The sequence below is a fragment of the Mycetocola sp. Y442 genome, assembly GCF_056898615.1.
On record NZ_JBXHBV010000001.1, the window covers coordinates 1,160,749 to 1,180,834 of the forward strand.

Here is a 20,086-nt window from a genome sequence, read left to right on the forward strand (position 1 = left end):
CATGTCATCAGTAACCTTCGACAACGCCACCCGCCTGTACCCGGGTGGTACACGCCCCGCCGTTGACAAGCTCAACCTCGAGGTCGCCGACGGCGAATTCCTCGTCCTGGTCGGGCCGTCCGGTTGTGGTAAGTCCACGTCGCTGCGTATGCTCGCCGGCCTCGAAGAGGTCAACGACGGTCGCATCCTCATCGGTGACCGCGACGTCACCGATGTGCCGCCGAAGGACCGCGACATCGCGATGGTGTTCCAGAACTACGCGCTGTACCCGCACATGACGGTCGCCGAGAACATGGGCTTCGCCCTGAAGATCGCCGGCGTCAACAAGGACGAGCGTGCCGCTCGCGTCCTCGAGGCAGCCAAGCTGCTCGACCTGGAGGAGTACCTCACCCGCAAGCCGAAGGCGCTCTCCGGTGGACAGCGTCAGCGTGTTGCCATGGGCCGTGCGATCGTCCGTCAGCCCCAGGTCTTCCTCATGGATGAGCCGCTGTCGAACCTCGACGCCAAGCTTCGCGTTCAGACCCGTACGCAGATCGCGTCGCTCCAGCGCCGCCTCGGTGTCACCACGGTTTACGTCACGCACGACCAGACCGAGGCACTGACCATGGGTGACCGCATCGCGGTCCTCAAGGACGGCATCCTGCAGCAGGTCGGAACCCCGCGCGACCTGTACGAGAAGCCGCAGAACGTTTTCGTCGCCGGCTTCATCGGCTCCCCCGCCATGAACCTGCTCACCGCGGACGTCGCCGACGGCGGCATCCAGTTCGGTGCACGGGTTGTCCCGGTCGACCGCGACATCATCGGTGAGACCACCGCCCGTCAGGTCACCGTTGGCGTTCGCCCCGAGGACATCGAAGTATCGACAGAGCCGGGCAACGGCCTCGAGGTACAGGTCGACCTGGTTGAGGAACTCGGTGCAGACGGCTACCTCTACGGTCACGCAGACGTCAACGGCAAGCGCACCGACCTGGTCGCCCGCGTCGACGGACGCATCCACGCGCACGCCGGCGAGAAGGTCTTCCTGATCCCCGCTGCGCACCACGTCCACGTCTTCGACGTCGAGTCCGGCCTCCGCCTCGGCAACAAGGCAGTCGTAGCCAACTAGCAGTACAGCGCCGGCTGGCGGGTCATCAGACCCGCCAGCCGGCGCTACTGTTTAAACACCATGAGCGCGTCACTGAACATCACAGCAGCCACCGTCGATCCTGCACTGCTCGACCTTCCGTGGGACCTTCCACTGGAGAACTGGCCGAGCGACACCATCGCGTCGCTGCCCAAGGGAATCTCCCGCCACCTCGTTCGTTTCGCCTACCTGTCCGGCTATGTCGTCGCCGTGAAGGAGACGACCACCGAGATGGCCAGGGGTGAGTACGACATGCTGCGCAACCTGCAGCGGCTCGACATTCCCTGCGTTGACCCCGTCGCCGTCATCACCGGCCGCTCCGAGAGTTCGGGGGCCTCCCTTCCGAGCGTGCTCGTCACCCGGCACCTCAAATTTTCGCTCCCGTACCGCGCACTGTTCTCGCAGACGCTCCGTCCGGATACGGCGAACCGCCTCGTCGACGCCCTAGCCGTCCTGCTCGTCCGCCTCCACATCGCCGGCTTCTTCTGGGGCGACGTTTCGCTCTCGAACACCCTGTTCCGCCGCGACGCCGGCGCCTTTGCTGCGTACCTGGTCGACGCCGAAACCGGGCAGCTCTACGACGGCGGCCTGTCGAACGGCCAGCGGGAGAACGACCTGGAGATCGCGCGGGTCAACATCGCCGGTGAGCTGATGGACCTCGAAGCGGGCGGCCGGGTAGACGACGAGCTCGACCCGATCAGCGTGTCAGACGGCATCGTCGCCGCGTACCGCTCTCTCTGGCGCGAGCTCACCGGGTCCGAATCCTTCTCCTCTGACGAGCGCTGGCGCATCAGCGAACGGGTCCAGCGACTGAACTCGCTCGGCTTCGACATCGAAGAACTGGCGATCCGAACGGACGAGAACGGCACCACCGTCCGTATCCAGCCGAAAGTTGTCGATGCCGGGCACCACCAGCGCCGGCTCCTCAGACTCACCGGCCTCGACGCGGGCGAGAACCAGGCCCGCCGCCTGCTCAACGACCTCGACTCGTACGCGGCTACGCACGGGAAGAACGACCTCGACGAAGAAATGGTCGCCCACGAGTGGGTCAGCCGCGTATTCGAGCCCGTCATCAAGTCGATCCCCCGTGAGCTCAGGGGCAAGCTCGAGCCCGCCGAGATCTTCCACCAGCTCCTCGAACACCGTTGGTTCATGTCACAGAACGAAGCGCGAAGCATCCCGCTCGCCGAAGCACTCACGTCCTACATCAACACGGTGCTCCGCCACCGGCGCGACGAAGCGACGGTGATCGCCCCGGTCACCGAGTCGATCACGTTGCCGATGCGTGCCGTCGACGACGACGACAGCGACAGCGCAAACACAAACTGGCGCGACCGGGTCTAAACCCGATCGCGCCAGCGTGGTGCGTAGTGTCGTACGCGACTACTTCTTCTTCTTCGACGCCTTTGCTGCCTGACGAAGCTTCGAGATTTCGTAGAGCGTCACCGAGGCTGCGATACCGGCGTTGAGCGACTCGGTCGCCGAGCTGATCGGAATCGAGACTATGGCGTCGCAGGTGTCGGTAACGAGGCGGGACAGGCCCTTGCCCTCGCTGCCGACGACGATAACGACGGGGCGGTCAGCGAGTTCAAGACCGGGAAGCTCCGTGTCTCCCCCGCCGTCGAGGCCGATGACGAAGACGCCGGCGGCTTTGAACGCCTTGAGCGTCTGGGTCAGGTTCGGTGCCATCGCCACGGGAGTGCGCGCAGCAGCGCCAGCGCTGGTCTTCCAGGCGGATGCCGTGAGACCGACGGACCGACGCTGCGGAACGATGACGCCGTGGCCACCGAATGCCGCGGTCGACCTGATGATCGCTCCGAGGTTCCTGGGGTCCGTGATGCCGTCGAGCGCGACGAAGAGCGGGGTCTGGCCGCGCGAGATGACCGTCTCGAGCAGGTCGTTGGGGTGCGCGTACTCGTACGGCGGGACCTTGAGCGCGAGGCCCTGGTGCACCGAGTCGAAACCGGCGAGGCGGTCGAGTTCCGGCCTCATGACCTCGAGGATCGGGATGCCGCGAGCCGTTGCGAGCGCGAGGACTTCCTTCACCCGGTCGTCGAATTCAATTCGAGTCGCCATGTAGAGCGCTGTCGCGGGGATCTTCGCCCTGAGCGCTTCGAGCACCGAGTTCCGGCCGGTGACGACCTCGAAGTCGTCTGACTGCTTGGGCTTGGGCTTGCGGATCGCCGGCCCGGTCGATGCGGGGCGTCCTCCGCCGGTCTTCGCCTGGGTCGCTGCGAGACGATCCTTCGCGAGCTTGCGCTTGCCGGCTGCGTGGTACGTGCGGTCCTCGGCCTTCGGCGTCGGACCCTTGCCCTCGAGCGAGCGTCGCCCGAGTCCACCGGTGCCCTTGGCTGGGCCCTTCTTGGCCTTGCGGAGCGCCCCGGGGCGGTTCTGCTTACTGGCTGCCATCAATACTCCAATGTGCACCCTGTTGGGTGTCTTCAATTGTGATGCCCGCGTGAGCGAGATCGTCACGGATCTGGTCGGCTGCCGCGAAGTCCCGCGAAGCCCTCTTCTGCTGGCGGCGTTCGAGCAACTGATCGACGAGCGCTGTCAGTGCGGCGTGCACCGACACATCCTGTGTTTTGGACCATTCCGGCGAGAGCGGATTGATTCCGAGGACCTCTGTCATGGCCAGAACCTGGCCTTGAGCACTCGCAGCGAGCGCGAGGTCTTCCCCGTCCAGCCAGGAGTTCCCCTGCCTTATTGTGTCATGTAATACGGCGAGTGCCTGCGGGACCGACAAATCGTCGTTCATCGCATCGGTGAACGCTTCCGGAATTTCGACAACACCGGTGCCGGCGAACCGGGTTCCGACGAGCCTGCGGCCCACCCGTTCGAGGAAGCTCTCGATCCTGTCGAGCGCAGCTTCCGCCTCCGTCAGTGCGCCGTCGTGGAAATCGATCGTCGACCGGTAGTGGGCCTGCCCCAGGTAATACCGGACAACGATGGGCCGAGCGGCGCCGAGAAGATCTGCCGCGTAGACGGAGTTGCCGAGAGACTTGGACATCTTCTGCCCGTTGATGTGGACCAGTCCGTTGTGGACCCAGTAGTTGGCGAACTCGTGACCGGCGGCCGTCGACTGCGCCAGTTCGTTCTCGTGGTGCGGGAAGCGCAGGTCGAGTCCACCGCCGTGAATGTCGAAGTTCGTACCGAGGTAGCGCGAGGCCATGGCTGAGCACTCGATGTGCCAGCCCGGCCGCCCGTCGCCCCACGGGCTCGGCCACGACGCGGATTCCGGTTCGTCGGCCTTGTGCCCCTTCCAGAGCGCGAAGTCGCGCGGATCCTTCTTGCCCCGTGGGTCGGCATCCGCCGCGGCTTCCATACTGTCGATGGACTGGCGGGTCAGCGCACCGTACGCCGGCCAGCTTCGAACGTCGAAGTAGACGTCGCCTGAGCCGTCGTCAGCGGGATACGCGTGTCCGGATTCGATGAGCGTCGCGATGAGCCGGTGCATCTCCTGGACGCTCGCCGTTGCGCGCGGTTCGTAGGTCGGCGCCTGGATGCCGAGAGCCCGGTACCCCGCGGTGAATTCCAGTTCCATCCGGTAGGCGAGCGCCCACCATTCCTCCGTCGAGGTCGCGTTGGCGAGCACCTTGTCGTCGATGTCCGTGACGTTACGGACGAGAGTGACGTCGAATCCCGAATAGTTGAGCCAGCGTCGGAGCTGGTCGTAGACGAGCGCAGACCGCAGGTGTCCGATGTGCGGCGACGATTGCACGGTTGGCCCGCACACGTACATTCCCACGGCGCCTGGGACGATCGGGACGAAGTCGCGGAGGGCCTGTGCCCGGGAATCGTAGAGTTGAAATGCCACGGCTTAAGAGTACTTGCGGGAAACGATCGCCGTTGCAATAGAGCAGATGCCCTCGCCGCGTCCGGTGAATCCGAGACCGTCTGTCGTGGTCGCCGAAAGGCTGACCGGAGCGGAGAGGATGCCGGTGAGCAGCCGCTCTGCCTCGCTGCGGCGCGGCGAAAAACGGGGACTGTTCCCGATGATCTGCACAGAGACGTTGGAGATGACGAATCCCGCTTCCGCCAGTTTCCTGGCGGTCGCCCTGAGGAAGACGTCGCCGTGCGCGCCGGCGAATTCCGGATCCGAGGTGCCGAACACCGAGCCGATGTCGCCGAGCCCAGCCGCGGAGAGGAGCGCGTCGGTGATGGCGTGGCACACCGGGTCACCGTCACTGTGCCCCGACAGGCCCCGTTCCCCCGGCCAGTGGAGTCCGGCGAGCCACAGCTCGGCGTCGTCATCGAACGCGTGCACGTCTGTGCCGATGCCGGTGCGAAGCCCCGTGCTGCCCGCTGACGATTCGAGTGCTTCCGCCCTGCGGAGATCCCAGGGAGTGGTGATCTTGAACGACAACTGGTCGCCCTCGACGATCGACACGGTATTCCCGGCGGCGGCGAACAGAGCGGCGTCGTCGGTGTGCTCCCGCTCGGCGTCAGCGTACGCCGCCGCGAGAGCGGCTCGGGGAAACGCCTGCGGGGTCTGGACGGCGCGCAGTTCTGCCCGGTCGACCGTCTCGACAACGATCTCGTCATCGTCGACCCGCTTGATGGTGTCCGTGACCGGAACTCCCGGCACGATTCCAGCCGCGGTCTGCGCGACCCCGGTGACGACAGCGTCAAAAACGCTCGCGGGCGTGAGAGCCCGGGCCGCGTCGTGAACCAGCACGATCCGTACCGAGTCGCCGAGCGCATCGAGGCCGCGGGCAACTGACTGCTGCCGCGTGGCTCCTCCGGCCACAACGCTCGCGTACAGAGCGGCAGGACCAGCGGCATCCGTCACTATCGACCGCGCTTCGTCGACCAGGTCGGCGGGGGCAACGACAACGACCTGCGCCTCGCGCTGCATCCTGAAGATGGGATCGAGTGAGCGCGCCAGGATGGTCCGGTTCCCGAGCGGCGCGAAAGCCTTCGGCCGAGCGGCACCGAGTCTCGTGCCGCTGCCCGCAGCGACCACGATGACACCAACGATGGGCGACCGATCTGGGCCGGCCTTCGGACTCGACGCGTTCGAACTCATAGTGTTCGAGCGTAGAGCACGCGCCGACCGTCCGCTCGAGGAGAGCCTGGTCTCGTGGCAGGCATCCGGCTCAGGAGGCGAGGACCTCGTCAAGGACCGTCGACGCACTGTCTTCGTCGGTCTTTTCGGCGAGGGCAAGTTCGGAGACGAGGATCTGCCGCGCCTTCGCGAGCATGCGCTTCTCCCCCGCGCTCAGTCCGCGGTCCTGATCGCGGCGCCACAGGTCGCGAACCACCTCGCTGACCTTGATCACGTCGCCCGATGCCAGTTTTTCGAGGTTCGCCTTGTACCGGCGGGACCAGTTGGTCGGTTCCTCGGTGAACGGGGCACGCAGCACGTCGAAGACGCGCTCGAGGCCCTCCTCGCCGATGACGTCGCGGACACCGACGAGGTCGACGTTCTCCGCGGGCACCTCGATCACGAGGTCGCCCTGAGTGACACGGAGCTTGAGGTAGAGCTTCTCTTCGCCTTTGACGATGCGGGTCTTCACTTCGGCGATCGTCGCCGCTCCGTGGTGGGGGTATACGACTGTTTCGCCGACCTCAAAAAGCATGAATGCCCGTCCCTTCAGCGCCCATCAGTTTATCACAGGGGCTATGCACTATGCTTCGCTCCCGACCGTGCCTCGGCCGGGTTGGCGGCTACGCTAAACTCAAGAAGTACCCCCGCACGCGAGCGCTTTCGCCCGCCTGCCCGAAGTTTTTCCTGGAGGACCTGTGAAGGCGCGATTGATCGCATCCGTAGTGTTGGCGGCAACAGTCGTGTTCGGAACGAGCGGGTGCAACCTGGTCTCCCCCCAGTCGACAACCAAGGAATACGACCCGAGCGACGGCGTCAGCGTCAATGTCGGCGATCTCCGGCTGCGTAACCTCATCGTCCTGACGGACGACGGCATCGACGGTAACCTCATCGTCACCGTGGTGAACACCGGTGGACCTCACTCGGTGTCGTTCCAGTACGGCGAAGACGACACGACAGTGAGCACCATCGTCGACGGCAACGTGAGCACAGTGTTCGGTGGGGAGAGCGAGCCGCTCGTCCTCCCGGACATCGATGCAGAGCCCGGTTCGTTCATGCCGATGTTCGTGCAGTACGGCGACGAGACGGGCAAGGAAGTCTTCGTCCCGGTGCTCGACGGCACGATCGCCCCCTACGACGAGTTCATCACCGAGGCGACGACCTCCAAGTAACCCCGGCGCCTAAGCCTCGAATCGGTACCCGAGGCCACGCACGGTCAGCAGCATTCTCGGCTCTGACGGGCTCTCTTCGATGCGCGACCTGATCCGCTTGATGTGCACGTCGAGCGTCTTCGTGTCTCCGACGTAGTCGCTGCCCCAGACGCGGTCGATGAGTTGACCGCGGGTGAGCACCCTGCCCGCGTTCCTGAGCAGCAGCTCGAGGAGTTCGAATTCCTTGAGCGGCATGGCGGTCTCGGTTCCCCTGACCTCGACGGTGTGACGCTCGACGTCCATCCTCACCGAGCCCGCTTCGAGAACCGCCTCGTCGGGCCCGGCGTCCTCTGTCGCCCTGCGACGGGTGACCGCACGAATCCGGGCGAGCAACTCGCGACTCGAGTACGGCTTCGTGACGTAGTCGTCTGCTCCGAGTTCGAGCCCGACGACGATGTCGACCTCCGAGTCCTTCGCGGTGAGCATGATGATGGGAGTCTGTGAGACCGCCCGGATTTGCCGGCATACCTCGGTCCCCGGGATCCCCGGGAGCATGAGGTCGAGGAGTACGAGATCCGGGGCGGTTTCGTGAAAAGCCCTGACGGCGGAGTGGCCGTCAGCAGCGACAGCCACGTCGTGTCCCTCTCGTTCCAGCAGGTAGGTCAGCGGTTCGCTGAGCGCTTCTTCGTCTTCAACGAGCAGGATGCGTGTCATGCGGCGTGTCCTTACTGTGGGAACCGGCGGGTCCTGATGTGCCCGCTATCGGAATCGATTCGGTGGTCGGTGTCCTGGCCGCCTCCGGCAGGCGGATGGTGAAAGTGGAACCGCGGCCGAGCTTCGACCACACCCGGACTTCGCCTCCGTGGTTCTGCACCGTGTGCTTCACGATGGAGAGGCCGAGTCCTGTGCCGCCCGTGTTGCGCGACCTGGCCTGGTCGACACGGAAGAATCGCTCGAAAACACGGTCACGGTCCTCCTCGGGGATGCCGACCCCCTGGTCCGTCACGGCAATCGAAACAACGCCAGCCGTGCGGTTCACGCCGACACCCACCCGCCCACCCGGCGGCGAGTAATTGATCGCGTTCGAGATCAGGTTCTGCACGGCAACCACGAGCAGGGCTTCGTCGCCGTACACCTGGACGCGCTTGTCTCCGCCGGCGGTGAGTGTCACGCCCGTCGCCTCAGCGGCAACGCGGCTCTGGTCGACGGCCTGTGCAACGACGCTGTCGATGTCGAGCAGTTCCGGCGAAGCGAGGGCGTCAGCCGCCTGCAACCGCGACAGGTCGATGATCTCGCGGGTGATGCGAGCGAGCCTCTCCGCTTCGGTACTCAACCTGGCGGCGAACTTCCTGACCTGCTCCGGATCATCCGCGGCTGGTTCGAGCGCTTCGGCGAGCAGGCTGACCGCCCCAATAGGAGTCTTGAGTTCGTGCGAGATATTGGCGATGAAGTCACGGCGCACCTCGTCAAGCCTCTGCGCCTCGGTGTGGTCCTGCGCGAGCAGGAGCACAAAGCGCGTGCCCAGCCGGGCACAGCGAACGTTGAGGTGCGTGCTCGCACCGCCGAACGGTCCCCTGCTGATGTCAAAGTCCCGGGTAACGGGGTCACCGTTGTCGCGGACCTCGTTCGCGAGCTGCCTGAGCTCCTCGTTAACGAGCAGTCCGTCGCGGACCAGTCCGAGTGCGAGGGCACCTGGCGATGCCTTGACCACGTTGCCGGACGGATCGACAACCACTCCCGCGCTCTCCAGAGCCTCGAGCACCTGCGAGACACCGTCGGGAACGCGGGGCGTTACAACGCTCGCAACGCGCTGGCCGCGCCTGGCGGCGACGGAGAGCACGAGGGTGAATCCGGCGCCGACGATCAGACCGAGTGCCAGTGCCGCGAGCACTAACCAGGCGGAGTACATAGGACTAGATTAGATGCACCACACCAGCCCACTTGCCGCTGGCGACGCTCGATCAGGGGATTTTGACGAGCGTTCAGCTGAGTGCCCCCAATTGTTAACCTGCGCGAGGCATGGTTGCATCCGGGCGCCGTGGCATCCGTGCGTCGATCACTGACGCACCATGAACCGAACGACGCACCTGAACTGAACGGAGAGCACATGCGCGATGTATTCCAACAGGAACTGGCCGAGGTCCAGGAACGGCTGATCGCCATTTCGGAACTCGTAGCCATTTCCATCGAGAATGCGGTGCGCGCCTTCAACGAATCGGACGTGAGCGTCGCCGAAGAGGTGATCGAGAACGATGTTCGCATCGACGAGCTCACTGTCACCCTCGATGAACTCGCCATCAACATCCTCGCGAGGCAGCAGCCCGTCGCGAGAGACCTCCGCATCGTGGTCAGCGCCCTTCGGATCAGCTCCTCGCTCGAACGGATGGGCGACATGGCCGAACACATCGCCCAGCTAGCGCGCTACCGGTTCCCCGAACGCGCGGTACCCAAGGGACTCCGCTCGACCTTCGCGGAGATGGGCAGACTCGACGTTGAGATCGCCAGGAAGCTGACCGAACTGCTCCGGACGCAGGACGTTCGACTCGCCGAAGAGATCCGTAACGAGGACGACAAGATCGATGAGCTGCACGTGAGCGTTTTCGACAAGGTTCTCGGTGAGACCTGGAAAGGCAAACCGCTCGCCACCGTCGATGCGACGCTCGCGTCGCGGTACCACGAGCGGTTCGCCGACCACGCGGTATCCATCGCCAAGAAGGTTCAGTACCTCGCAACCGGTGAGTGGATCCCGGATCCCGACCTGCGCTGAGCGCCAACGGTCGCACCACGACAAAGGCTGCGCGTCACTCTCGGGGGAGAATGACGCGCAGCCTGTGTCGTTGGGGCGATGGCCCTACTTTTTGCCCTGGGCGGCAACGGCCGCTGCGCCGGCAGCGGCGGCCTCGGGGTCGAGGTACTCCGCGGGCTGGGTGGGCCTGAAGTTCTCGTCGAGCTTGTAGACGAGAGGGATCCCCGTCGGGATGTTCAGCGACGCGATGTCGTCGTCTGAGATGTTGTCGAGGTGCTTGACCAGGGCGCGAAGCGAGTTGCCGTGCGCCGTGACGAGCACGGTCTTGCCCGCCGCCAGGTCACCGGTGATGTCCGATTCCCAGTACGGAAGCATCCGGTCGATGACGTCCTTGAGGCATTCCGTCTTCGGGACCTCTCCATCGATGCCGACGTAACGCGGGTCGTTCGCCTGCGAGTACTCGTTGTCGTCGTCGATCGGGGGCGGCGGAACGTCGAATGAGCGGCGCCAGACCTGGAACTGCTCTGCGCCGTACTCGGCGAGTGTCTGGGCCTTGTCCTTGCCCTGGAGAGCGCCGTAGTGACGCTCGTTCAGGCGCCAGCTGCGCTTGACCGGGATCCACGCGCGGTCGGCAACGTCGAGAGCGATGTTCGCCGTCTGGATGGCGCGCGTGAGCACTGACGTGTACAGGACGTCAGGGGTGAGCTGGGACTCGGTGAGCAGCTCGCCGGCCCGGGTGGCTTCGGCGACGCCCTGGTCGCTCAGGCGAACGTCGACCCAGCCGGTGAACAGGTTCTTCTGGTTCCAGTCGCTGTTTCCGTGGCGAAGCAGGATGAGAGTGTATGGCAGAGACATGCTCCCACTCTATCGACAGGGGGCGATGGGCTCCATCGGTACGGGCAGACAGAGGCGGCCGCCGGGTGCCATCGGCGAACGGTCAGGGGTGCTCCTGAGAGAATGATCTAATGCCCATTGGAACCATCACCCGAGGGACGACGAACACGAATCGCCTTCGACGGGTCGACCGATTCCTGCAGACTCTCCCCGTGGTGCGCACTTCACCAGACCCCCTTATCGTCGATCTCGGCTACGGCGCGAGCGCTGTCACGAGCCTCGAACTGCACGCGCGCCTTCGCAAGGTCCGGCCGGATGTCGAGGTGCTCGGCCTCGAGATCGACAAGGAACGGGTACACAGGGCGACCAGCCAGCTCGAGTCAGTGCGACGCGGAGAAACTGGCTTCGCCACCGACGCTCGCGTGAGCTTCGCCAGGGGCGGGTTCGAAGTCCCCGTGCACGACGGGCGACGCCCCGCCGTCATCCGCGCCTTCAACGTACTGCGGCAATACGACGAGGACCAGGTGGCGGATGCCTGGGGCATGATGGTCTCTCGCCTCCAGTCGGGCGGTGTCCTGGTCGAGGGAACCTGCGATGAGATCGGGCGGATCTCGAGCTGGGTGACTGTGGCCGCGGACGGCCCCCGCTCCCTCACGATCTCACTGCGACTCGACGAACTCGACCGCCCATCCATCGTCGCCGAACGACTGCCGAAGGCCCTCATCCACCGCAACGTTCCCGGAGAGCGGATCGCTCTCCTGATGACGGAGCTCGATCGTCAGTGGCAGTACAGTGCGCCACTGTCGCCATACGGGCCGGTCCAGCGCTGGATCGCCACGGTTACCGGCCTGGCGGCCGCCGGCTGGCCAGTGCTCGGCACGCGCTCGAGGTGGCGGCTCGGCGAGCTGACTGTTCCGTGGGAGGCAGTCGCACCCAACTGAGCGGGGTCAGGGTTCGGTCAGGGACGACGGACCGCGCCGAGTCTCGGCAGCCGCGGCACATCGGCAACAGCGCCGGCGTCGGCGGGCACGATGACCTGCTGCGCTGCCGCGATCAGCTGGCCATCCTCGTCGACGCTGAGGACGGCATCCGGTTTCACCGAGCGTTTGATCACCGCGAGCGCAATCGGCCCAAGCTCGTGATGAATGGCAGCCGTTGTGACGCGCCCGACGTCGACCTGCTCGCCCGCCCGGTCCGCCCTGACCGGCGCTCCGTGCGCGGGGAGCACCGAATCGGACCCGTCGAGGTGCAGCATGACGAGCCGGCGTGGCGGGTGGCCGAGGTTATGCACCTTCGCGACGGTCTCCTGTCCGCGGTAGCAGCCCTTGGCGAGATGGACGGCGCTCCGGAGCCAGTCGAGCTCGTGCGGGATCGTTTTCTCGTCGACCTCAGTGGCGAAGCGCGGGCGCCATGCGGCAACACGAAGCGCCTCGGCGGCGAGGGTACCTGCGACCTGGTGTGAGCTCGCGACATCGCCGAGCGCCTCCCTGGCCACGAGGGCTTCCTTCCAGTTCCACTCGGCGCCGGGATGCTCGCCGTTCGCGTACTGGTGCCCGCCGGCGACGACGGCGGACCACGGATCACGCCACACCAGCGGAACCCCTGATCGGGAGGCCACTGGCAGTGTGGAGGGGACCTCGTCAGCGAGGAAACCGATCCGTGCGAGTTCGGCTGTGCGGTCGGTGATCTCCACCCTGAGCATGAACTTCATGCGGTTGAGCCAGGCGACGAGCGGCTCGACCGATTCCGGGTCAACGAGCAGCCACGCGGTCTCACCATCGTCGAGGACGCCTGCAGCGTATTCGATGTGCCCGTGTGGATCGAGGAACAGGGTCTCGCTCGATTCACCCGGCTGCAGGAACCTGAGCTCCGCTGAGGTGATGGAGTTGAGCCAGGTCAGCCGGTCAGGACCCGTCACGGAAATCACGCCGCGATTCGAGAGGTCGACGACCGCCGCCCCTGACGCAAGCCGGCGCTGCTCGATGTTCGGGTTCCCGTAGTGAGAGGGGACACCGGTGTCGATGGCTCCGGGAAGCTCGACGGCACCGTCGATGCCGAAGAACGGCGACGCCGTCATGAGTCAGCCTTGCCCAGGCGGGCGGAGGCGTGTGTTCTCAGGTCCTGGCCAAGAGCGGCGATGTCCCACGCCCAGAGCAGGTGGTTGTCGACGAGGCCGTACATCCTCGTTGCCGCCGCATATTCCTTTGCACCAGCGGTGCGCATCACGGCGTCAGTGGCGAGGTCGATCCGCGGGCCCCTGACCTGGCCGAGGTAGAGCTCGCTCACGCCACCCGGGTGAACCACCGCAGCTTCGATGTCGAAGCCGCCGTCTGAGTTGCGCAGTGTTTCGACGGATTCGGCGTTGGGATACGGGCGCTCACCGATTCCGGGCAGCATCGCCGGCCCAGGGTCACCCGGCTGTTGCAGTCGGTGCAGGCGCCAGTACCCCGACTCGGCGACCAGCGGCGTCTGCTCATCGTCGAGCAACCAGGTGTACGAGTTGTAATTGAGGTACGGCAGACCGTCGTGGCTGAAGCTCACGCGCTGCCCGAACTCGTGACTGACCGACTCATCGCCGACCGTGTAGTCGATGACGCCTGTGCCCTCCCACACGCCGATCAGCCAGGAAAGGGGTACGAGTTCAGCGGGGAGGTCGAGATTCAGTTCGATCATGATCGAGCGGGAACGTTACCGCTGGCCCCGAAACAGGTTCCACAGCACAACGACAGACGTGAACGCGATGCCCAGGCTTGCTGCGGCGAGAAGACCGACAAAGAAGAGTTCGAGCGCGACGAGATCCATGCCGACAGTCTATCCCCCGGAGACGGCGACGACGCTGAGAGCAACAGCAGTGCCGCCGATGATGACGAGGGCCCCGACGATGCTCGCCCCGAGGCGGTCGATAAACCCGACCTTGCGATGGGTCGAGAGCTGGATGGCGAAAGCAATGAGCATGCACGCGGCGAGCGCCAGCCAGAGCCAGGAAAGCCTGTAGCTCTCCGACGGCAGAAGGGCAACGGCCACCGCTCCGGCCAGGGCGACGAGCCACACAGCGGCGATTCCGCCCCAGGTGCGCGCTGGTGTCATCGGAGTATCGGTCACGCTTCCATTGTGCCCGATTCTGCGGCCGCGTGCCCCCGTGGAGGGGGTGATCACGCCATGCATGGCGCTGTCGCTAGTATTGACCCAGCTAATCACTGGAGGTCCTGCGTGGCGCAACTGTTGATTCTGACCTCACGGGTCGACAATGACGTGCTTCCCTCCCTCGGTCTGCTCTCCCACCGGGTACGTCAGATACCGGCCCAGCCGGCTCAACTCGTCAACGCGCCCGCGAGCGATCTGATCATGATCGACGCGCGAACAGACCTCGCCGGCGCCAAGTCGCTGTGCAAGATCCTGCGGACGACAGGCCTCACCGTCCCCCTCCTCATCGTCCTCACCGAGGGTGGACTCAGCGCGGTAAGCGCCGACTGGGGCGTCGACGATGTCCTCGTCGAGAACGCGGGACCTGCGGAGGTGGACGCCCGCATCAGGCTGGCCATCGGAAAACAGGCGCTCGAGCAGACCTCGACAAAGATCCAGACCTCCGGCGTCGTCATCGACGAGGCGAGTTACTCCGCCAAGGTCCAGGGCAAACCGCTGGACCTGACCTACAAGGAGTTCGAGCTCCTCAGATTCCTGGCCACGCATCCGTCACGGGTCTTCACCCGCGAGCAGTTGCTCAGCGAGGTGTGGGGCTACGACTACTTCGGTGGCACGAGGACCGTTGACGTCCACGTCCGGCGCTTGCGCGCCAAGCTGGGCGACCTCGAGCAGCTCATCGGCACCGTCCGTAACGTGGGCTACCGCTTCAACGTCTATGAGGAGGACAGTGCGCCCACCGGCACTTCGCACGCGTAGCCTCTCCGTGCCAGGGGCCCGTGCCGCGTTCGACCGCCTCGTTCGGGTGGCCGCCGCCGTCGACGGCCAGGCGCCGTTCAATGACCAGGCGCTCGTGGATGCCGAGAAGGGCACCAGGAGACTGGTCTTTATCGTGGAGCCGCAGGAATCGCCGAGCGCCGCCGAGCACCTGGTCGGGGCTGCCATCGTCGATGAGACCGAGCTGGAGCTCGTGATCGACCCGGAGTGGCGCGGGTCGGGGTACGGCACCGCCGCCGTCGCCGAACTGCTGTCCGATGCACCCGCCGGCCTGAAAGCCTGGTCCCACGGCGACCATCCTGCCGCTCGGGCGCTGGCCAGGCGGTTCGGGTTCACCCCGGTCAGGACCCTGCTGCAGTTACGGATGCCGCTCGAGGAGTCAGCGACGACCGGCACAGTATTCGAGACCTTCCGCCCAGGAACCGACGAAGACGAGTGGGTAGCTCTCAACGCCAGGATCTTCGCCCACCATCCCGAACAGGGCAGCATCTCGGTGGACGACCTCCGCGCCAGGGAAGCTGAAGAGTGGTTTGACCCTGGCGACTTCCTCATCGCTCGCGACGAGGCCGGGGCGATGATCGGTTACAACTGGCTCAAAATCGAGCAGGACCTCGGCGAGGTATACGTCATCGGAGTCGACGCACCCGGTCGCGGCCTCGGCAGGGCGCTCATGCTGGCGGGACTCGAGCGGATGCGCGCGCGTGGGTGCACGACGGCCGCTCTCTACGTTGAGGCAGACAACACACCGGCGGTCGCCCTGTATCGCTCACTCGGCTTCTCCGACCATACGGTCGACGTGCAATACCTGCTGAGCGAGCCGCGCGCGGCTCGCCACGCGGAATCCTGACTCACGGGGCGCACCCGGTGCCGCCTCTTCGCCGCAATGTGCACGGTGGTTGCTCAAGGTGACAAGATATTGCAATGGCATCAGACAGCATGGCCCAGGACTCCGGCCTCGGCTGGGACGACGACGACTTCGACCCCGCCTTCGAGCGCGACGACCCTGCCCTCCCCGAGGGCCGGTACCTCGACAGGGAGATCAGCTGGCTCGCCTTCAACCAGCGGGTGCTCGAACTCGCTGAGGACCGCTCGGTGCCGGCTCTCGAACGGGCCAACTTCCTCGCCATCTTCGCGTCGAACCTGGATGAGTTCTTCATGGTGAGGGTTGCGGGACTCAAGCGTCGCGTTCTCACCGGTCTCGCTGTCCCCACCAACATCGGCCGCGCCCCCGCAGACGTCCTCGAAGACATCTCGGAGAAGGCCCACGAGTTGCAGTTACGTCACGCTCGCGTATGGAGCGATCAAGTCAAGCCGGATCTCACGGCTGCGGGCGTCAGTGTCGTGAGCTGGGACGCCCTCAACGCAAAGGACAAGGCGGGGCTCAGCGACTACTTCTCCCAGCAGATCTTCCCGGTGCTCATGCCCCTCGCTGTGGACCCTGTGCACCCGTTCCCTTACATTTCGGGACTCTCGCTCAACCTCGCCGTCCGGGTACGGAACACCAAGACCGGACGGCAGGAATTCGCGCGGCTGAAAGTGCCTCAGATGCTGCCTCGCTTCGTGCGGGTCGACCCCTCAGCCACACTCGACGACATTCAGTTCGTTTCGCTCGAAGACCTCATCGCGAACCACCTCGGAGACCTGTTCCCCGGAATGGAGATCGTCGAGCACCACGTGTTCCGCGTGACACGCAACGAGGACGTGGAGATCGAGGAGGATGAAACCGAGAACCTCATCCAGGCCCTCGAGAAGGAGCTGCTCCGCCGTCGGTTCGGGCCGCCCATCCGCCTCGAGATCACCGAGGACATGGACGACGTCACACTCGACCTGCTTGTGCGCGAACTCGACGTGACCGAGCAGGAGGTGTACCGGCTCCCGGCGCCCCTCGACCTCGGCGGCCTGTTCAGCCTCTCGGGCATCGACCGTCCCGACCTGAGGTACCCGCCGCGAGTACCGACCACTGCGCTCGAATTCCAGCCGGCTGAACCGAACGGAAAAGCAGACATCTTCGGCGCGATCTCCCGCGGTGACGTGCTCGTGCACCACCCGTACGAGTCGTTCGCCACGAGTGTCCAGGCCTTCCTCGAGCAGGCCGCAGCTGACCCGCACGTTCTCGCCATCAAGCAGACCCTGTACCGCACCTCGGGGGACTCCCCCATCGTCGAGGCGCTCATCGACGCTGCCGAGGCCGGAAAGCAGGTTCTCGCGCTCGTCGAAATCAAGGCGCGCTTCGATGAACAGGCCAACATCTCCTGGGCCCGGAAGCTCGAGAAGGCTGGCGTGCACGTGGTCTATGGCCTCGTCGGACTCAAGACGCACTGCAAACTCGCCCTCGTCATCCGTGAAGAAAAGGGAACGCTCAAGCACTACAGCCACATCGGCACGGGAAACTACAACCCGAAGACGAGCCGGATCTATGAGGACCTCGGTCTGTTCACCGCCGACGCGCAGGTCGGCAAGGACCTCACCCGCCTGTTCAACGAGTTGTCGGGCTACGCGATCGAGAAGAAGTTCAAGAGGCTGCTCGTCGCTCCCCTTCACCTGCGCAAGGGACTGCTCAAGCACATCGAAGCCGAGCGAAGGAACGCCGAGGCCGGCAAACCGAGCGGCATCAGGATCAAGGTCAACTCGATAGTGGACGAGGCCATCATCGATGGTCTTTACCGGGCTAGCCAGGCGGGTGTTCCCGTCGACATCTGGGTGCGCGGCATTTGCAGCCTCCGGCCGGGGTACCCGGGCATGAGCGAGAACATGCGTGTTCGCTCCATCCTGGGCCGGTTCCTCGAGCACTCCCGCATCTTCTCGTTCGTCAACGACGGCGATCCCCACGTCTTCATCGGCAGCGCCGACATGATGCACCGCAACCTCGACCGTCGCGTCGAGGCACTGGTGCGCCTCACGTCTCCGGCACACCTCGCGGAGATCGAGGGACTGTTCGACGTCGCCATGGACGACAAGACCTCATCGTGGCACCTCGACTCCGACGGTCAGTGGGAGCGTCACAGTGTCGGCGAAAATGGCGAGGCACTCGTCGACCTGCAGGACAGACTGATGCTGAAGACCAGCCTGCGCCGTCGGCAGAGGAGCCGCAGGTGACGAGCGCCGTCTACGCCGCCGGCGCCGTGTGCTGGCGGCTCATCGACGGCAGGATCCACATTCTCGTCATTCACCGCACGAAGTACGCCGACGTGACCCTGCCCAAGGGCAAGGTCGACCCTGGCGAGTCACTGCCCCAGACGGCGGTGCGGGAAATCCGCGAGGAGACCGGCCTCGCCGTCACTCTCGGCGTCCCGCTCGGAGTCTCCGCTTACACGCTCGCGAGCGGCAAGGAGAAAGTCGTCCACTACTGGGCGAGCGAGGTGACGGATGCCGCGGTGCTCGCGTCGACCTTCGTCCCGAACGGGGAGGTCGCTGCACTCGAGTGGGTCACGATCAGGCGGGCCAGGAACTACCTGAGTTACGACCGCGATGTGGAGATCATCGACACCTTCGCGACACTCGTCGACGAGGGCGTGACCTCAACCTTCGCGCTGATCGCACTGAGGCACGGCAAAGCTGTGTCGCCATCGTCCTGGGACGGACCGGATGCCAGCCGCCCGCTCACCCCACGTGGCGTCGAGCAGGCGAACGAGATCGTCGGCACGCTTCGTGCTTTCGGGGTACGGCGCATCGTGTCGAGCACTGCGGTGCGCTGCGCAACAACGGTCGCTCCCCTCGCGGCGGCAACCGGGATCGAGGTGCGGCGCACCGACCTGATCAGCCAGGATGCCTATGAATCGGGAGAGTCTGACGTCCGCAAGGTCGTCGGCAAGCGGGTCCGTTCGGGCAAGACCGCTGTGCTCTGCAGTCACGGCCCCGTGCTCCCGGACATCCTCCGCGAAATCGCGCTGGCGACCGGAAGCGTCACCGGTTCATACCTCTCGAGCGCTGCCGGCCTGTCCACCGGGGCTTTCAGCGTCGTGCATCTCTCGGCGAGTAACCCGAGCTCGGGAATCATCTCGATCGAAACACACGAACCCCGCGCATGAGCGCCGGGTTGGAAAGCGGTCGTTAACCTTCCGTTCACCGCGATGAGGGACGCTCGTAAGGCCACACACCTAACGTCACCTGTGGGCCCGACGGGCCCGTCCCGTAATCACTATGAATGGACACATCTCCGTGAAGTTCTCGAAGGTCGGCCGCATCGCGGTCATCGCAGCAGTGGCAACTCTCACCCTTTCATCCTGTGCGGCCAATGAAAGGGCTGACAGCGCAGGCAGTTCAGACAGCACACTTTCCGGCGAACTCGTCGGTATCGGCGCCTCCAGCCAGGGAAGCGCACAGGAAGCGTGGATCGCGGGTTTCCAGACGGCTCACCCCGAGGTCACGGTCAACTACGACCCGCAGGGCTCCGGCGCCGGCCGGGAGAACTTCATCTCTGGCGCAGCCGCCTTCGCCGGGTCTGACTCGCTCCTGAGCGATGAGGAGCTTGAGGGAGACTTCGAGAGTTGCGAACCGGGAACCAAGGCAATCGACCTTCCCGTGTACATCTCACCCATCGCCGTGATCTTCAACGTCGACGGAGTGGATGAGCTCAACCTCGATTCAGACACACTCGCGAAAATCTTCTCCGGAGAGATCACCAGCTGGGATGACCCGGCAATCGCCGCGCTGAACCCCGACGCAACGCTTCCGTCCGCGCCGATCACAGCGGTGCACCGTTCGGATGACTCTGGCACGACAAAGAACTTCGCCGACTACCTCAACAAGACGGCGCCAGAGGCATGGACCGCCGAGCCGAGCGACACCTTCCCGTTCAAGACCGGTGAGGGTGCCCAGGGCACATCGGGTGTAGTCGACGCCGTCTCAAACGGATCGAACACCATCGGGTACGCGGACGCGTCGAAGGCGGGCGACCTGGACACCGCGAAGATCAAGGTCGGCGACGAATTCGTTGAGTACACAGCGGATGCCGCTGCAGCGGTCGTCGAGGGATCCCCGATGGTCGAGGGCCGTGAGGCGAACGACATCGCGATCGAGCTCGACCGCGAGACGACGGACCCGAGCCACTACCCGCTCGTCCTCGTCAGCTACGCGATCGCCTGCCAGGAGTACGCTGACCCCGACGACGCTGAGCTCGTCAAGGAGTACCTCACGTACATCGCCGGAGAAGACGGCCAGCAGGTCGCCGTCGAGGCCGCCGGTGCTGCGCCGCTCTCGAGCGAACTGAGCGACAAGGTCAAGACGGCCATCGAATCCATCAAGTAAACAGCTCTCTGATCTGTCCG

General features: G+C 65.2%; 20 protein-coding genes. 10 read left to right on the plus strand and 10 right to left on the minus strand.

Going from position 1 to position 20,086, the window contains the following annotated elements; translation table 11 throughout:
* Position 1: 1 nt before the first annotated feature.
* Both AC1X6S_RS05525 and AC1X6S_RS05530 read left to right on the plus strand, forming a co-directional pair.
* A complete protein-coding gene (locus AC1X6S_RS05525) occupies positions 2-1,105 on the plus strand; it encodes an ABC transporter ATP-binding protein (protein ID WP_483404761.1) in 1,104 nt (367 codons plus the stop codon).
* A 60-nt stretch (positions 1,106-1,165) separates the two neighbouring features.
* Complete coding sequence (locus tag AC1X6S_RS05530; RefSeq protein WP_483404762.1) at positions 1,166-2,467, plus strand: DUF4032 domain-containing protein; 1,302 nt, start codon at positions 1,166-1,168, stop codon at positions 2,465-2,467.
* A 39-nt stretch (positions 2,468-2,506) separates the two neighbouring features.
* Here AC1X6S_RS05530 and rlmB read toward each other — a convergent pair whose 3' ends face one another.
* The 4 genes from rlmB to AC1X6S_RS05550 all read right to left on the minus strand — a co-directional run bounded on the left by rlmB (position 2,507) and on the right by AC1X6S_RS05550 (position 6,705).
* On the minus strand, positions 2,507-3,532 hold the full coding sequence (rlmB, locus tag AC1X6S_RS05535) for a 23S rRNA (guanosine(2251)-2'-O)-methyltransferase RlmB (protein ID WP_483404763.1): 1,026 nt from the start codon (positions 3,530-3,532) through the stop codon (positions 2,507-2,509).
* Positions 3,519-4,940, minus strand: coding sequence for a cysteine--tRNA ligase (gene cysS, locus AC1X6S_RS05540; protein ID WP_483404764.1), 1,422 nt, complete (start codon positions 4,938-4,940; stop codon positions 3,519-3,521). Before cysS ends, rlmB begins: the two co-directional genes overlap by 14 nt.
* Positions 4,941-4,943: 3 nt before the next feature.
* Entirely contained in the window at positions 4,944-6,152 is a 1,209-nt protein-coding gene (gene ispD / locus AC1X6S_RS05545) for a 2-C-methyl-D-erythritol 4-phosphate cytidylyltransferase (protein WP_483404765.1), read from the minus strand.
* A 70-nt stretch (positions 6,153-6,222) separates the two neighbouring features.
* Positions 6,223-6,705 (minus strand): CarD family transcriptional regulator, encoded by a 483-nt coding sequence (locus AC1X6S_RS05550; RefSeq protein WP_483404766.1) that lies wholly within the window; start codon positions 6,703-6,705, stop codon positions 6,223-6,225.
* Positions 6,706-6,868: 163 nt separating this feature from the next.
* On the opposite strand from AC1X6S_RS05550, the gene AC1X6S_RS05555 reads away from it, so the two are divergent.
* Entirely contained in the window at positions 6,869-7,342 is a 474-nt protein-coding gene (locus tag AC1X6S_RS05555) for a hypothetical protein (RefSeq protein ID WP_483404767.1), read from the plus strand.
* Between the two features lie 9 nt (positions 7,343-7,351).
* Here AC1X6S_RS05555 and AC1X6S_RS05560 read toward each other — a convergent pair whose 3' ends face one another.
* Entirely contained in the window at positions 7,352-8,035 is a 684-nt protein-coding gene (locus AC1X6S_RS05560) for a response regulator (protein WP_483404768.1), read from the minus strand.
* Complete coding sequence (locus AC1X6S_RS05565; protein ID WP_483404769.1) at positions 8,013-9,230, minus strand: sensor histidine kinase; 1,218 nt, start codon at positions 9,228-9,230, stop codon at positions 8,013-8,015. The genes AC1X6S_RS05560 and AC1X6S_RS05565 overlap by 23 nt, the downstream gene beginning before the upstream one ends.
* Positions 9,231-9,428: 198 nt before the next feature.
* Here AC1X6S_RS05565 and phoU point away from each other — a divergent pair, with 198 nt between their 5' ends.
* Entirely contained in the window at positions 9,429-10,088 is a 660-nt protein-coding gene (gene phoU, locus AC1X6S_RS05570) for a phosphate signaling complex protein PhoU (RefSeq protein ID WP_483404770.1), read from the plus strand.
* An 84-nt stretch (positions 10,089-10,172) separates the two neighbouring features.
* On the opposite strand, the gene AC1X6S_RS05575 is transcribed toward phoU, so the two are convergent.
* Positions 10,173-10,922, minus strand: coding sequence for a phosphoglyceromutase (locus tag AC1X6S_RS05575; protein WP_483404771.1), 750 nt, complete (start codon positions 10,920-10,922; stop codon positions 10,173-10,175).
* A gap of 110 nt (positions 10,923-11,032) precedes the next feature.
* Between AC1X6S_RS05575 and AC1X6S_RS05580 the strand changes: the two genes are divergently transcribed.
* A complete protein-coding gene (locus AC1X6S_RS05580; protein WP_483404772.1) occupies positions 11,033-11,842 on the plus strand; it encodes a class I SAM-dependent methyltransferase in 810 nt (269 codons plus the stop codon).
* 17 nt (positions 11,843-11,859) lie between these two features.
* Here the strand turns inward: AC1X6S_RS05580 and ygfZ are convergent, their stop codons facing one another.
* From ygfZ to AC1X6S_RS05595, 3 genes are all read right to left on the minus strand, one after another.
* The gene (gene ygfZ, locus AC1X6S_RS05585; RefSeq protein WP_483404773.1) at positions 11,860-12,978 is read right to left on the minus strand and encodes a CAF17-like 4Fe-4S cluster assembly/insertion protein YgfZ; all 1,119 of its coding nucleotides are present in this window, start codon (positions 12,976-12,978) and stop codon (positions 11,860-11,862) included.
* Positions 12,975-13,574 carry a nitrobindin family protein gene (locus AC1X6S_RS05590; protein ID WP_483404774.1) on the minus strand — a complete coding sequence of 200 codons (600 nt, stop codon included), beginning with the start codon at positions 13,572-13,574 and terminating at the stop codon, positions 12,975-12,977. The genes ygfZ and AC1X6S_RS05590 overlap by 4 nt, the downstream gene beginning before the upstream one ends.
* Before the next feature lie 138 nt (positions 13,575-13,712).
* Complete coding sequence (locus AC1X6S_RS05595; RefSeq protein WP_483404775.1) at positions 13,713-14,003, minus strand: hypothetical protein; 291 nt, start codon at positions 14,001-14,003, stop codon at positions 13,713-13,715.
* 108 nt (positions 14,004-14,111) lie between these two features.
* Between AC1X6S_RS05595 and AC1X6S_RS05600 the strand changes: the two genes are divergently transcribed.
* The 5 genes from AC1X6S_RS05600 to pstS all read left to right on the plus strand — a co-directional run bounded on the left by AC1X6S_RS05600 (position 14,112) and on the right by pstS (position 20,066).
* Positions 14,112-14,801, plus strand: a complete 690-nt coding sequence (locus tag AC1X6S_RS05600; RefSeq protein WP_483404776.1) for a response regulator transcription factor — start codon at positions 14,112-14,114, stop codon at positions 14,799-14,801.
* Between the two features lie 7 nt (positions 14,802-14,808).
* Complete coding sequence (gene mshD / locus AC1X6S_RS05605; RefSeq protein WP_483404777.1) at positions 14,809-15,666, plus strand: mycothiol synthase; 858 nt, start codon at positions 14,809-14,811, stop codon at positions 15,664-15,666.
* A 74-nt stretch (positions 15,667-15,740) separates the two neighbouring features.
* Complete coding sequence (locus AC1X6S_RS05610) at positions 15,741-17,915, plus strand: RNA degradosome polyphosphate kinase (RefSeq protein ID WP_483404778.1); 2,175 nt, start codon at positions 15,741-15,743, stop codon at positions 17,913-17,915.
* Complete coding sequence (locus AC1X6S_RS05615) at positions 17,912-18,847, plus strand: NUDIX hydrolase (RefSeq protein ID WP_483404779.1); 936 nt, start codon at positions 17,912-17,914, stop codon at positions 18,845-18,847. The genes AC1X6S_RS05610 and AC1X6S_RS05615 overlap by 4 nt, the downstream gene beginning before the upstream one ends.
* Positions 18,848-18,977: 130 nt before the next feature.
* Positions 18,978-20,066 (plus strand): phosphate ABC transporter substrate-binding protein PstS, encoded by a 1,089-nt coding sequence (gene pstS / locus AC1X6S_RS05620; RefSeq protein ID WP_483404982.1) that lies wholly within the window; start codon positions 18,978-18,980, stop codon positions 20,064-20,066.
* Positions 20,067-20,086: the final 20 nt, after the last annotated feature.